Source organism: Erwinia tracheiphila (assembly GCF_021365465.1).
GTDB lineage: Bacteria > Pseudomonadota > Gammaproteobacteria > Enterobacterales > Enterobacteriaceae > Erwinia > Erwinia tracheiphila.
In genome coordinates this window covers 1,773,416-1,786,566 of sequence record NZ_CP089932.1, presented here as the reverse complement: position 1 = coordinate 1,786,566, position 13,151 = coordinate 1,773,416, and the positions used below count along the sequence as shown (strand labels likewise).

The window sequence follows — 13,151 nt, the reverse complement described above, 5'->3', positions numbered from 1 at the left end:
CTACTCCGTAATAAGTTACGTAACCTGTGGCTTGCCGTTTCACAGGCCCCGCAATCGGGGGCTGAATCATGGGCAGCTTTCAAGAAAGCATCCCCGCCACATCAGGCTTTTATTCAAGGACTTTTATTGCCTGCTGTCATTAGCCTGACGCAGCAGCGCTCGGCTCTCCAGTAAAAAACGACGAGCATGATCGCCGAACCAATCTTCAACCTTACGGAAGCTGTTTATAAACGCCTGCTTGTCACCTGTTTCCAGTAATTTTATAGCTTCACCAAAACGTTGATAGTAACGCTTGATCAGCGCCAGATTATTTTCTGAAGACATAATAATATCTGCGTACAGCTGCGGATCTTGTGCGAATAACCTGCCGACCATCGCCAGTTCCAGACGATAAATCGGTGATGAAAGAGCCAGAAGCTGTTCAAGCTGCACATTTTCTTCAGCCAGATGCAAGCCATAAGCGAAAGTCGCAAAATGGCGCAGGGCCTGAATAAAAGCCATGTTTTGATCGTGCTCAACTGCGCTGATTCGGTGTAACCGTGCGCCCCATACCTGAATTTGTTCAAGAAACCACTGGCTGGCCTCGGGCTGTCGCCCATCGCACCAGACCACGACCTGTTTTGCCAGACTACCGCTGTCAGGGCCAAACATCGGGTGCAGACCGAGCACCGGGCCAGCATGTGCTGCCAGCATCGCCTGCATGGGGCTATTTTTAACCGACGCCAGATCGACCAGAATACAGTCATCGGGTAGTGTCGGCAGTGCGGCAATCACCTCTTCCGTCGAATGTATTGGTACGCTGATAATCACCATGCCGGCATCCTTCAGCAGCGCATCTCGCTGCACCCATTCCTCTTTATCAAGGATCTTCACCTGATATCCCGACAGCTTCAGCATCTTTTCAAACAGACGCCCCATCTGTCCTTTCCCACCCACAATGACCACCGGACGCAGCTCAGGACAAAGCGTTTTAAAGCCCTTGTCATTTTCACTGGAATAGGACTCGCGCATGATACGGCGGAGCACATCTTCAATCAGATCGGGCGGTACGCCTAATAGCTCCGCCTCTTTGCGGCGGGAAGCAAGCATTGAGGCTTCACGTTCAGGTACATAAACCGGCAGTCCATACCGACTTTTTACTTCGCCCACACCGGCTACCAGTTGTAGCCGCCGGGACAACAGATCGAGCAACGCCTTATCAACTTCATCAATTTGATCGCGAAGCGCGGTCAGTTCAGCCACCATAATTAATCCTCTTGTGGCAGACGCGCCACCAGCACTCCATCCAGATTCTGGTTAATTTCACGCAATAGATTTTCTGTCGTTTCCCAATTAATGCAGGAATCAGTAACGGAAACGCCATAACGCATTTCACTACGTGGCTGTTCAGAAGTCTGATTGCCCTCGTGGAGATGGCTTTCCAGCATAAGACCAATGATTGAGCGGTTACCATCTTTGATCTGTGCCACAGCCGATTCAGCTACGCCGGACTGGCGGCGGAAGTCTTTGTTAGAATTGCCATGGCTGCAATCTATCATCAAGGCAGGACGGAGTCCCGCCTTGGCCATTTCTTTTTCACATTGCACTACATCCGCTGGGCCATAGTTGGGCTGTTTTCCTCCGCGCAGAATAACATGTCCATCAGGGTTACCCTGCGTTTGCAGCAGACACACCTGGCCACCCTGATTTATCCCCACAAAACGGTGTGGCATTGCAGCGGCTCTCATGGCATTGATTGCGGTACCAAGACTGCCGTCAGTGCCATTTTTAAAGCCTACCGGCATCGATAAACCAGAAGCCATTTCACGGTGAGTCTGCGACTCCGTGGTGCGTGCACCAATCGCGGACCAGCTAAAAAGATCACCAAGATATTGTGGGCTGTTAGGGTCGAGGGCCTCAGTAGCCAGCGGCAGGCCCATTTCGACGAGGTCGAGCAGCAGCCGACGCGCTATGTGCAGGCCCGCCTGCATATCAAATGAATTATCCATGTAGGGATCGTTAATGAGTCCTTTCCAGCCAACAGTGGTACGGGGCTTTTCAAAATAGACGCGCATAACGATATAGAGCTGATCTTGTAACTGTTCTGAAAGAGTTTTCAGACGGCGTGCATAGTCAAGCGCGGCTTCAGTATCATGAATCGAACAGGGGCCGCACACCACCAGAAAGCGATGATCCTTACCACTGATGATATTGGCGATAATCTGCCGTGAGGCAGCAATTTGACTGGCCTGAGTTGCACTGAGTGGGAACGTTTTTTTGAGTTCTTCTGGGGTGATCAGAATCTGTTCTTCTGCGATATGCACATTGTTGAGCGCGTCTCTTTGCATGGTCATCTCTCTTTTATATCGATATACGCAGGTCAACTCTAGTAAGTTGACAGATACTGTATCAAAAAAACACAGATGTAAAGTCTTAACTGTACACTTTTATTACCGATAAATAATAAATTATATTTATTTGATTAAAAACAATTAGTTATAAATAAACCCACTGAAATGAAAGAAGTAATTTGTATATATATATTTACGGATTAATGTGTCTAAGAATACAGCTTTCTGTTTAAACACAATGGTTAATGAGCGGACTTTTTCCGTAGAGTGCAGGTAACCAGCAGGAACTCATTATGGTTAACACCGAAAAGAGACGTCCTTCTTTTATAGCAGCGCAATCTTCGAATTAACGATTTACTCTACTACACTGATTGTCGATGGCCTGCCGTCAATGATGATTACAGGATTGCTGAGTTACTTTTAACCAGATGAGCTGTAGACAGACAATTCTTTCTCACCGTGCACGGTTGCCAGACACTGAGCACCACACAATTCACTTTTACGCGAAGACTGACGGCTTTATAACTGAACAATGGGATTTTCAACAGTTACTGCGTGTACCGGGCGATGTACTTTCAGAGAGGTGCTGGCAACGCAGTCTCTCTTACCAACAATGCCATTGTTTGAAGTCGCGCATACCATGCAGAACAACCAACCGGGGCTGTCTGATGGAGACTGTAAATTACCGGAAAGAATCAGCCTGCATTATTCACTTCCTTAAAAAGCTTCTGTCCAATGAGCTACGGAGTAACAAACTGTGGCAGACAATTGTCAGCCAGACCATCGCCCAAGGTTATTCAGGTTTAGCAATGCCCTGGAAGCAAAATCGTAGCCATTCCTGCAAACCCAACATGGTGATAGCCACATTGCCGAGAAATGTGGCGCTAAAAAAAGATGTGATATTCCAGCCTGCGGCACTGTCGACTCCGTTTATTATCAATCCTCACCATTAAACTCAACCATTCCTGCTTTCGGGCATTTTTATCCAACGCTATTAGCTAATTTTCTGGTGCCTGTCCTGCTGTGATTGTTTAGCAGAGTGAAGCAGAGCATTGCCACTATCGGCCAGATAGCTTATTTTTCATCACACTTTTACACCACCAGAAAAACATCAATCTTTTTCAGAAAAAATAATCTTTCATTTTCATTGAAATGCTTTTTTTTGAAACCTCATCGAAATTATTGTAATTGCTCATCTGTGAACAGGGTTGGAGAATACATTCGCACTCTCCTAATGGATTAATTAATCCTACAACCTCCCAGTTTGCGTCCGTATATAAGACGGAAATGCAGCCTGTTTTTATATTAAGGATTGGTCATGATACCGAACGAAAATGCAGCCAGCAAACCACATAAAACCAACAGTGAGAAACTGGTTTTCAATAACAGTGATAATACCAATAATTTGCAAGGCTCTCTGTCAGCCAATATTAAATTTGCACAAAGCCAGATCATTCCCGCAAGACCTGTACCTGGCGATCCACAGCCCCATCTGGTAGCCTTCCGGGAAACGTTGGTCCTGGTGAAACCGCAAGACAACCTAGATGCAATAACCCTGAGGGTCACTGATACAGAAGGGAAAATCATCGGTATTCTCCCTTTGCAAAAACCTGAGGACTTGCCCAATACGGCCTACCATATTGATGGTATACCGGATAATTTTGATTTCCTTCCCTTACCCGGCAGCACTCACACTATTACTACTAACAGTGAAATTAATGAATTAAATAACCCTTCTGCTTCATATTTGCGTGAGCTGTTGCAGCGATATACGCTTATAGCAATTAGCACCTTCGATGGTAGCTGGACACGGGATATTTATTTACCGGATAACCTTGCTAAGGAAGGAAGAGTCGTGCATGTCATTTCTCATGCAACTTTGACTTCAAATATCATTTTCAGCGGCCGGCGCGCCACCATCTCAAATGGCGAATCAGGCCAATTTAAATTCATTTCTGGACAGTGGGTTTGGGATGGTGAATTACTTAATCAGAATATTATCTATGCTGAAAATACCTGGAGCGCAACGATCCCTGCCCGATGGATCAAACCCGGTATCAGGATGCAATTTGACAGTAATAACCGAAGCGGAAAACTAAACGACATAAAAGTTGGCGCCCCTTCTGAGTTGCTTATTCACACTATCGACATTGGTATGTTAACCCCTCCGCGTGATGCTTATGCTTTTGCAAAGGATCCACAAGCGCATCGGGAATATTTCCAGACAGTCCCGATATCCAGGCTGATAGTCAGTAATTATCAGTCGCTTCATTTGAAGGAAGTCATGCTGCCCAATGGAACCTTGCTGACCGATTCAGATCCCAGCGTTGGGGGATGGCATCAAGGAACAATGCGGGAAAAGATTGGCAAAGAGCTTATTTCTCTTGGCATTAATCATGCGAACTATGGGATCAACAGCTCAACGGGCATCGGTGAATGGACACCTTATACCGCTGCTCAACTTACCGCTCACAATAGCCGCGGCAACTACAGCAATGGTGTTCAGGTGCATGGCGGTTCCGGTGGTGCAGGTATGGTGACACTTGACCAGTCTCTGGGCAATGAATTCAGTCATGAAGTTGGTCATAATTACGGTTTGGGACATTATGTGGGCGGGTTTAATGGCTCTGTTCACCATGCCGCTGGTTCCCTTAACTCAACCTGGGGCTGGGACAAAGATTTGAACCGGTTTATACCCAATTTCCGGCCGGTAATTAATCACCAGGCATCGTGTCTGGAAGAACACTGCCAGGCACCTTTTCATGGAAGATCGTTCGGGTTTGATGCCATGGCTGGTGGCGAGCCGATGAGCTTACTTAACCGCTTTACTCTCTATACTCCTCATGTCGCTGAAATTATTCAGAGATTTTTGGAAAAAAAAGTCGTATTTTCCCCAAATTCAACCACGGGTTTTAAAAAATGGAATAGCAGTACCCAGCGTATGGAACCCTATGCCCTTAAGCAAAATACCATCAATGCGGTGACAGCCGCGAACAGCGATTTGAGTGCAAATGCACTGTCTGAATTGTTCAGGCAGGAGGAAATGATTCAGGTAGAAATGCACGATGGCAACTGGTCCAGTACCATTGATGTTCCGCAAGCCTCACGGGCGAACAATCAGCATATTATTAGGGTGAAAAACAATGCTACCTGGAGCAGTCAGTTGCACATCAACGATGAGTCTGTTTCTGTACCCCGGGGTTTTGACAGAAGTTATCTGTCAAATGCTTCAGTCTGGAATGAGTGCATAGTTATCGACATGAATATGGACCGCACAGTTGCATCTAATCATTCTCTGAGCCAGACAGAGTTAGCAAGTTATATTGCTAACTTCCACGTTGTCAGCATAGTAATGACAGAAAATGACTGGGCGGGGGATATTTACTTTCCTGTTTCGTCACAGCTTAACAAGGGACGTGTCATTACCATTGAAAATACTGCGATGCTTCCTACAACAGTGCATGTTAACGGACTGAATATGCAAATACAGATTGGGGAAAATAAACACTATATTTCAGAGGGTCATGGCTGGCGCGAAATAGCACTCATAAAAGATATTACCGCTAACCGCCAACCCAAATCCTTTGGTGTCCCTGTCACCACGCTGGTTGGCTATTACGACCCACAAGGCGAACTGCCAGGCTATATTTACCCTGCCCTGCACGGTGCCTATGGTTTCCTTTATTCCGATGACAGCAACACGCTGAAAGAGTCTGACTGCCAATTGTGGGTAGAAACAGGCGCCCATATTCAGCGTTTTAAACTTGGCAATACCCGGCTTGCTCATAACGCCATGAATAAATTCCACATTAACATTGCACAGTCCGATCAAATACGAACGGTCAGATTGATATATAACGGTCAGACCATCTCCAGCAAAACTATTGAGCCGATTCACACACCACTCACCTATACAATTAATGGTGAAACTGCTGACGATGAAAGTCCGGTTGTCCCTGCCTCACCGGAGGGACTTCAGGTAACGAATGCTACTGCAAACAGTATTTCTCTGGTCTGGAACAGGCTGAACACGCCCGTCATAAACTACCGTATCTATCGTGACGGGAATTTACTGACAACCAGCATCGAACCCCGCTATACCGATGCCGGACTTTCGGCAAATACCCAGCACCTCTATGCCGTGAGCGCAGTTGGCGACAACAATCAGGAATCAGGAAGAAACGCAAGCATTGCAGCGAGAACAACCCTCCCTGAAAACCCTAACCATCCACCAACCGCACCAGGCAATTTACATAGTACGTCAGTAACCAGTGACAGCATTAGCCTCGCATGGGAAGCATCCTCAGGGAGCAGTCCGCTACACGAATACAGTATTTATAGGGGAGTTAACAATAATATCATTAGTGCGCTGGCGAGAATCCCAGCCTCACAACTCACTTATCATGACGTCGGGGTTTCATCTGATACGTGCTACCGCTATTTTGTTATCGCTCGTGACGCCCTGGGCCGGCTGTCAGTCCAGAGTAACACGCTGACCCTCACGACACCTGCCGCTGCAGATTGACGTGTCTGGACGCTGGGTGATACTTATCAGTCTGGCGAAGAAGCTATGTATAATAACGAGGTGTGGATTTGCCGGGTAACGCACACCGCACTGTCTCCCAACTGGAATCGAGTCGAAGCACTTTCTCTCTGGCTGAAAGCCTGACCCCACCTCTGCTTGAGTGAGGAGAATACAGATGTCTGATGAGTACAGCAGGGACAAATTGCAGCCCACAATGGCGAAATACTGACGGACCAAGCCCGGCCACCTGGCTGGGCTTTTTACCCACCACCATGTATAAATCTAACCATATATAAATCTAACCATACCTTGTTATGCGCAATATGATACGGGCGAAGCTGCGACAATATCAGCACCCAGTGCTTGCGGTATATTCTTGTCTGGCTTGACAGAATGTTATTTTGGGAGAGTTAAAACGAAAAAAGCCCCTATTCAGGGGCTTGTTTTTAATCCACTTCTTACAAAGGTGGATATTTTTACTATTAACTTTCAGATGTTGCTTAAGCGCCCAGACGTTCTTTGATGCGTGCAGACTTACCGGTGCGCTCACGCAGGTAGTACAGTTTGGCCTTACGTACGGCACCACGGCGTTTGACAGTGATACTGTCAATAACAGGTGAGTGAGTCTGGAACACACGCTCAACACCTTCACCGTTAGAAATTTTACGAACAGTGAATGCAGAATGCAGACCGCGGTTACGAATAGCGATAACCACGCCCTCGAATGCCTGCAGACGTTTCTTAGAACCTTCAACGACCCATACTTTCACTTCCACGGAATCACCCGGACGGAAGGAAGGTACGTCCTGCTTCATCTGCTCTTGTTCAATTTGCTTGATAATGTTGCTCATAATTTTATCTCTTATCCTGGGTAAACTGATATTCAGGTACCGCGACTCACGTCGGGTTGCCCATCATCATTTTGTTGCTGCCTGAATTCATAACGAAATTCATCCAGCAACCTTGCTTGCTCTTCAGTCAGAGCCAGGTTTTCCAGAAGTTCAGGTCTTCTTAGCCAGGTACGGCCCAGCGACTGTTTCAAACGCCAACGACGTATTTCAGCATGGTTTCCCGACAAAAGAACTGACGGAACTTCCGTCCCTTCTAACACTTCAGGTCGGGTATAGTGCGGGCAATCCAGCAGCCCACAGGAAAAAGAATCTTCCTCGGCTGACGCCTGCTTTCCCAGTACGCCGGGGATAAACCGGGCGACCGAGTCAATCAGCGTCATCGCTGGAAGTTCCCCACCGCTGAGAACATAATCGCCAATCGACCATTCCTCGTCGATTTCGGTTTTGATTACGCGCTCATCAATTCCTTCATAACGGCCACAAACCAAAATTAACTTCTGATTAGCCGCCAGCTCGCAAACCCCATACTGATCGAGTTTGCGTCCCTGAGGTGAAAGATAAATCACCTTAGCGCCTTCTCCTGCCGCTGCTTTTGCTGCGTGGATAGCATCCCGTAAGGGCTGAACCATCATTAACATTCCAGGACCGCCGCCGTAAGGACGTTCGTCAACGGTACGGTGCCGGTCATGAGCGAAATCACGTGGACTCCAGCTCTGGATGTTGAGCAGGCCATTTTTTACTGCCCGGCCAGTCACTCCGTAATCGGTAATCGCACGAAACATCTCCGGGAATAAACTGATTATGCCTATCCACATTGATTGCGCTGCTGTTTTACCGCGTTGTCCGGAGCTCAAAAACCAGGATCCCAATCCACTTCAATAGTGCCGGTAGTGAGATCGACATTCTTGATAACCTCTCCATCAAGGAACGGAATCAGCCGCTCCTTCGCACCGAATGCATCCTTCAGGTTTGCCTTGACGACGAGAACGTCGTTTGAACCTGTTTCCATCAGATCTGTGATTCTACCAAGTTCATAGCCCTGGGTGGTGACGACCTGGCAACCGATTAGATCTTTCCAGTAATAGTCGCCATTATCCAGCGCAGGCAGCTGCTCAGAATCCACGACAATTTCGCAATTAGTCAGCAGAGTTGCAGCATCACGATCGTCAATGCCTTTGACTTTGATGATCATATCCTGATTGTGGCGCTTCCAGCCTTCCAGCTCGATAAGCTCCCATTGACTCGCCCGTTGAATAAACCACGGTTGATAGTCAAAAATGCTTTCGGCATCTTCGGTGGAGGAAAACACTTTGAGCCAACCACGGATCCCGTAGGCCGACCCCATCTTTCCCATAATTAATGGGTTAGCAGGAGACGACGCGGCGAGTTGTTTGCTCATGTTGACCACCGTGACAGATTAAGCTGCTTTCTTAGCTTCTTTGATCAGCGCACCAACGCGATCAGAGAGAGTTGCACCCTGGCCAACCCAGTGCTCAATGCGGTCCATATCCAGACGCAGCGCTTCAGCCTGACCAGATGCGATCGGATTGAAGAAGCCAACGCGCTCAATGAAGCGACCGTTACGAGCATTACGGCTGTCAGTAACGACTACCTGATAGAACGGGCGCTTTTTTGCGCCGTGACGTGCCAAACGAATTGTTACCATAACATCCTCTTTAGTTAATAAAACAACCTGGCCCCATTGAGGGAACGGGGCCAGGTTGCAATATAAAAAGCCCGAAAATTTTACTCATTCAGGCGAAAAAAGCAATCTAATTCGCCCGTAATGTTTCCAGGGAACGTTAGCGGCCGGGAAATCCGGGCGGCATCATACCTTTCATGCCACGCATCATTTTGGCCATCCCACCTTTTTTCATTTTCTTCATCATACGTTGCATATCGTCGAACTGCTTTAACAAGCGATTGACGTCCTGCACCTGCATGCCGGAACCAGTGGCAACACGACGCTTGCGGGAACCTTTGATGATTTCTGGTTTTTCACGCTCTTTGCGGGTCATCGAGTTGATCATCGCTTCCATACGAACCAACACTTTGTCGTCCATTTGCGATTTAACGTTATCCGGTAACTGCCCCATTCCGGGCAGTTTACCCATCAGGCTGGCCATGCCCCCCATATTGCGCATCTGTTTCAGCTGCTGAAGAAAATCGTTCAGATCAAAGCCATCGCCTTTTTTCAGCTTACTGGCCAGTTTTTCCGCCTGCACACGGTCGACTTTACTTTCGATATCTTCAATCAGCGACAACACATCGCCCATGCCGAGAATGCGCGAAGCAATACGGTCAGGATAAAAGGGTTCAAGGGCGTCTGTTTTTTCACCAACGCCCATGAATTTTATCGGTCTGTCGGTGATATGACGGATTGAGAGAGCGGCCCCGCCACGAGCATCGCCATCAACCTTGGTCAGGATCACGCCAGTCAGCGGCAGCGCTTCATTAAATGCTTTGGCTGTGTTCGCCGCATCCTGGCCAGTCATTGCATCCACAACAAACAGTGTCTCAACCGGATTAATTACTGCATGGACCTGTTTAATTTCGTCCATCATCGCTTCATCAACGTGAAGACGACCGGCGGTGTCCACCAGTAACACATCGTAAAACTTTAACTTCGCCTGCTGTAGGGCATTTTTAACGATATAAACAGGTTGTTGACTTAAGTCAGACGGACAAAAATCCACACCAACCTGTTCGGCCAGTTTTTCTAACTGTTTAATTGCAGCAGGACGGTAAACGTCGGCGGAAACAACCAGCACTTTTTTCTTATGCTTTTCACGCAGAAATTTACCCAGCTTACCCACGCTGGTCGTTTTACCTGCTCCCTGCAAACCGGCCATCAGGATGACGGCGGGAGGCTGTGCGGCCAGATTAAGCGTGTTGTTTTCCGCACCCATTGCGGCAACTAGCTCATTTTGCACAATTTTTATAAATTCCTGCCCCGGCGTCAGACTCTTGTTAACGTCCTGGCCTAACGCACGCTCTTTAACGCGATTTATAAATTCACGAACTACCGGTAGCGCAACATCGGCCTCCAGTAATGCCATGCGAACTTCACGCAGTGTGTCTTTTATGTTGTCTTCTGTCAGCCGTCCACGGCCGCTAATATTGCGCAGGGTTTGCGACAATCTGTCAGTTAAATTATCAAACATCGTCTCTCGCTCACGTAATGAGAGGTCGCCAGGCGACACAATGGCGCGGATTATATCATGAAGGCATGGCGATCTCAGCCTAATGCATTGAGATCGTTTGGAGCCGACCGCCGCTGGCGTTATACTGTATTTTTGCTCACCGGTACCAGAAAACTTTCTATGTCCGTATTTGCTATTCTGGCGCTGCTCGCCTACTCCTTTTGCCTTGCTTTAATCGTTCCGGGCCTGTTGCGAAAGCAAAGTACATGGCGAAAGCTTGCCGTAGTTTCCGCCACTGCTGCGCTTATCTTCCATGCTACAGCGTTATATCAGCGCATTTTCGCCATGCCGGGCGGCCTCAATCTCAGCCTGCTAAATATTGGCTCCCTAGTGAGCCTGCTGATTTGTGCCATTATGACCATTGTGGCTTCCCGTAATCGGGGCTGGATGCTGCTGCCAATCGTCTATGGCTTTGCGCTAATTAACCTGGCCTTCGCCACCTTTGTACCAAATGCGTTCATCACTCATCTTGAAACTACGCCAGGCATGATGATGCATATCGGGCTTGCCTTGTTCGCCTACGTCACATTAATTATCGCTGCACTTTATGCCCTGCAACTAGCATGGATAGACTGGTTACTAAAAAATAAAAAACTAACGCTCAGTAATGACATCCCGCCGTTGATGACGATTGAGCGCAAAATGTTTCATATTACCCAGGTTGGTGTAGTCCTCTTAACACTGGTGTTGTGCACGGGTTTGTTCTATATGCATAACCTGTTTAGTCCTGAAAATGTTGATAAAGCGGTACTGTCCATTCTGGCATGGTTTATCTATATCGTTCTGCTTTGGGGTCATTATCATGAAGGCTGGCGTGGTCGTCGTGTCGCCTGGTTTAATTTTGGTGGAGCATTCCTGCTTACCATGGCCTATTTTGGCAGCAGGATGTTGCAACATTTTCTGACTTCCTGAACATCAACCATAAGGAATTGATTCGTTGGAAAAAGTTTCAACCACCACTCTGATTATTATTTTGATCTGCATGGTGCTGGTCTCAGCCTGGTTCGCGGGTTCTGAAACTGGCATGATGACTCTGAATCGTTACAAATTGCGCCATCAGGCTAAAAACGGCGATCGTGCCGCACGTCGGGTAGAAAAGATGTTACGTCGCCCTGATCGTCTGCTGAGTCTGGTGCTGATTGGAAATAACCTGGTCAATATTCTGGCTTCTGCACTGGCAACGATTGTTGGCATGCGAATTCACGGCGATGAAGGCGTTGCTATTGCCACTGGCATTCTGACTTTTTGCGTGCTGGTTTTTGCCGAGGTCTTACCCAAAACCATTGCAGCGCTCTATCCAGAAAAAGTCGCGTTTCCCAGCAGTATTCTGCTGGGGCCACTGCAGCTGATTATGATGCCGCTGGTCTGGCTGTTAAACACTATAACCCGCATTCTGATGCGTCTGGTCGGGATGAGGACGGAAGGCGCAGCTAATTCAGCGTTGAGCAAAGAAGAGCTGCGCACCATCGTTTATGAATCCCGTTCGCTGATGTCTCGCCGCAATCAGGACATGCTGCTGTCAGTTTTAGACCTGGAAAAAGTTAATGTTGATGACATTATGGTGCCGCGCAATGATATTGTTGGCATCAATATCAACGATGACTGGAAGTCCATCGTTCGCCAGCTGACCCATACGCCACATGGCCGTATAGTGCTTTATCGTGATTCTCTGGATGATACTATTAGCATGTTACGGGTGCGCGAAGCCTACCGTCTGATGACGGAGAAAAAAGAGTTTACCAAAGAAGTTATGCTGCGCTCGGCTGACGAAATTTACTACGTTCCGGAAGGCACGCCGCTAAATGTTCAGCTGGTAAAATTCCAACGTAACAAGAAGAAGGCCGGTCTGGTGGTGGATGAATACGGTGACATCAAAGGTTTGGTAACAATTGAAGATATCCTTGAGGAGATCGTTGGAGATTTCACTACCTCAATGTCATCAAACCTTGCCGAAGAAGTTGTGCCACAAAATGATGGCTCAGTGCTGATTGAGGGCAGTGCTAATGTGCGCGAGCTAAATAAAGCATTCAACTGGAAGCTTCCAGAGGATGAAGCCAGAACGGTCAATGGCATGATCCTCGAAGCCATTGAGGATATTCCGTTACCTGATACCACTATCCATATCAGCCATTACTCCATAGATATTCTGGACGTTCAGGAAAATATGATCAAACAGGTTCGCATCACCCCGCAAAAATCGCTGAAGGAATCGGTAGGATCGTAACGGTTTCGGATAAGCGTT

At 47.6% G+C, this 13,151-nt stretch carries 12 protein-coding genes; 5 read left to right on the top strand and 7 right to left on the bottom strand.

The window, feature by feature from the left end; all coding sequences use genetic code 11:
• Nucleotides 1-123 precede the first annotated feature (123 nt).
• Together tyrA and LU633_RS09390 are read right to left on the bottom strand one after the other, a co-directional pair.
• Nucleotides 124-1,245: a bifunctional chorismate mutase/prephenate dehydrogenase gene (tyrA, locus tag LU633_RS09395; protein ID WP_016193094.1), complete on the bottom strand. Its 1,122-nt coding sequence runs from the start codon at nucleotides 1,243-1,245 to the stop codon at nucleotides 124-126.
• Between the two features lie 2 nt (nucleotides 1,246-1,247).
• Nucleotides 1,248-2,327 (bottom strand): 3-deoxy-7-phosphoheptulonate synthase, encoded by a 1,080-nt coding sequence (locus tag LU633_RS09390; RefSeq protein WP_016193095.1) that lies wholly within the window; start codon nucleotides 2,325-2,327, stop codon nucleotides 1,248-1,250.
• Nucleotides 2,328-2,998: 671 nt separating this feature from the next.
• Between LU633_RS09390 and LU633_RS09385 the strand changes: the two genes are divergently transcribed.
• The 3 genes from LU633_RS09385 (at nucleotide 2,999) to LU633_RS26170 (ending at nucleotide 6,999) form a co-directional block, all read left to right on the top strand.
• The gene (locus tag LU633_RS09385; protein WP_016193096.1) at nucleotides 2,999-3,283 is read left to right on the top strand and encodes a hypothetical protein; all 285 of its coding nucleotides are present in this window, start codon (nucleotides 2,999-3,001) and stop codon (nucleotides 3,281-3,283) included.
• A 365-nt stretch (nucleotides 3,284-3,648) separates the two neighbouring features.
• Nucleotides 3,649-6,855 (top strand): M66 family metalloprotease, encoded by a 3,207-nt coding sequence (locus LU633_RS09380; RefSeq protein ID WP_016193097.1) that lies wholly within the window; start codon nucleotides 3,649-3,651, stop codon nucleotides 6,853-6,855.
• 45 nt (nucleotides 6,856-6,900) lie between these two features.
• Nucleotides 6,901-6,999 (top strand): hypothetical protein, encoded by a 99-nt coding sequence (locus tag LU633_RS26170; RefSeq protein ID WP_325175772.1) that lies wholly within the window; start codon nucleotides 6,901-6,903, stop codon nucleotides 6,997-6,999.
• Between the two features lie 356 nt (nucleotides 7,000-7,355).
• On the opposite strand, the gene rplS is transcribed toward LU633_RS26170, so the two are convergent.
• The 5 genes from rplS to ffh all read right to left on the bottom strand — a co-directional run bounded on the left by rplS (nucleotide 7,356) and on the right by ffh (nucleotide 10,870).
• Nucleotides 7,356-7,706 carry a 50S ribosomal protein L19 gene (gene rplS / locus LU633_RS09375; protein ID WP_016193098.1) on the bottom strand — a complete coding sequence of 117 codons (351 nt, stop codon included), beginning with the start codon at nucleotides 7,704-7,706 and terminating at the stop codon, nucleotides 7,356-7,358.
• A gap of 32 nt (nucleotides 7,707-7,738) precedes the next feature.
• Nucleotides 7,739-8,521 carry a tRNA (guanosine(37)-N1)-methyltransferase TrmD gene (gene trmD, locus LU633_RS09370; RefSeq protein WP_016193099.1) on the bottom strand — a complete coding sequence of 261 codons (783 nt, stop codon included), beginning with the start codon at nucleotides 8,519-8,521 and terminating at the stop codon, nucleotides 7,739-7,741.
• Between the two features lie 35 nt (nucleotides 8,522-8,556).
• A complete protein-coding gene (rimM, locus tag LU633_RS09365) occupies nucleotides 8,557-9,105 on the bottom strand; it encodes a ribosome maturation factor RimM (protein WP_016193100.1) in 549 nt (182 codons plus the stop codon).
• 18 nt (nucleotides 9,106-9,123) lie between these two features.
• Nucleotides 9,124-9,372 (bottom strand): 30S ribosomal protein S16, encoded by a 249-nt coding sequence (gene rpsP / locus LU633_RS09360; protein ID WP_016193101.1) that lies wholly within the window; start codon nucleotides 9,370-9,372, stop codon nucleotides 9,124-9,126.
• 136 nt (nucleotides 9,373-9,508) lie between these two features.
• On the bottom strand, nucleotides 9,509-10,870 hold the full coding sequence (ffh, locus tag LU633_RS09355) for a signal recognition particle protein (RefSeq protein WP_016193102.1): 1,362 nt from the start codon (nucleotides 10,868-10,870) through the stop codon (nucleotides 9,509-9,511).
• 159 nt (nucleotides 10,871-11,029) lie between these two features.
• Between ffh and LU633_RS09350 the strand changes: the two genes are divergently transcribed.
• Together LU633_RS09350 and LU633_RS09345 are read left to right on the top strand one after the other, a co-directional pair.
• Complete coding sequence (locus LU633_RS09350; RefSeq protein WP_016193103.1) at nucleotides 11,030-11,821, top strand: cytochrome C assembly family protein; 792 nt, start codon at nucleotides 11,030-11,032, stop codon at nucleotides 11,819-11,821.
• Between the two features lie 25 nt (nucleotides 11,822-11,846).
• Nucleotides 11,847-13,133: an HlyC/CorC family transporter gene (locus LU633_RS09345; RefSeq protein WP_040465921.1), complete on the top strand. Its 1,287-nt coding sequence runs from the start codon at nucleotides 11,847-11,849 to the stop codon at nucleotides 13,131-13,133.
• Nucleotides 13,134-13,151: the final 18 nt, after the last annotated feature.

Excerpts from the sequence above, each read along its gene's own strand:
- ffh (WP_016193102.1), bottom strand. The coding sequence starts at position 10,870 with ATGTTTGATAATTTAACTGACAGATTGTCGCAAACCCTGCGCAATATT.
- LU633_RS09350 (WP_016193103.1), top strand. The coding sequence starts at position 11,030 with ATGTCCGTATTTGCTATTCTGGCGCTGCTCGCCTACTCCTTTTGCCTT.
- trmD (WP_016193099.1), bottom strand. The coding sequence starts at position 8,521 with ATGTGGATAGGCATAATCAGTTTATTCCCGGAGATGTTTCGTGCGATT.
- rpsP (WP_016193101.1), bottom strand. The coding sequence starts at position 9,372 with ATGGTAACAATTCGTTTGGCACGTCACGGCGCAAAAAAGCGCCCGTTC.
- rimM (WP_016193100.1), bottom strand. The coding sequence starts at position 9,105 with ATGAGCAAACAACTCGCCGCGTCGTCTCCTGCTAACCCATTAATTATG.
- rplS (WP_016193098.1), bottom strand. The coding sequence starts at position 7,706 with ATGAGCAACATTATCAAGCAAATTGAACAAGAGCAGATGAAGCAGGAC.
- tyrA (WP_016193094.1), bottom strand. The coding sequence starts at position 1,245 with ATGGTGGCTGAACTGACCGCGCTTCGCGATCAAATTGATGAAGTTGAT.
- LU633_RS09390 (WP_016193095.1), bottom strand. The coding sequence starts at position 2,327 with ATGCAAAGAGACGCGCTCAACAATGTGCATATCGCAGAAGAACAGATT.
- LU633_RS26170 (WP_325175772.1), top strand. The coding sequence starts at position 6,901 with ATGTATAATAACGAGGTGTGGATTTGCCGGGTAACGCACACCGCACTG.
- LU633_RS09380 (WP_016193097.1), top strand. The coding sequence starts at position 3,649 with ATGATACCGAACGAAAATGCAGCCAGCAAACCACATAAAACCAACAGT.
- LU633_RS09385 (WP_016193096.1), top strand. The coding sequence starts at position 2,999 with ATGGAGACTGTAAATTACCGGAAAGAATCAGCCTGCATTATTCACTTC.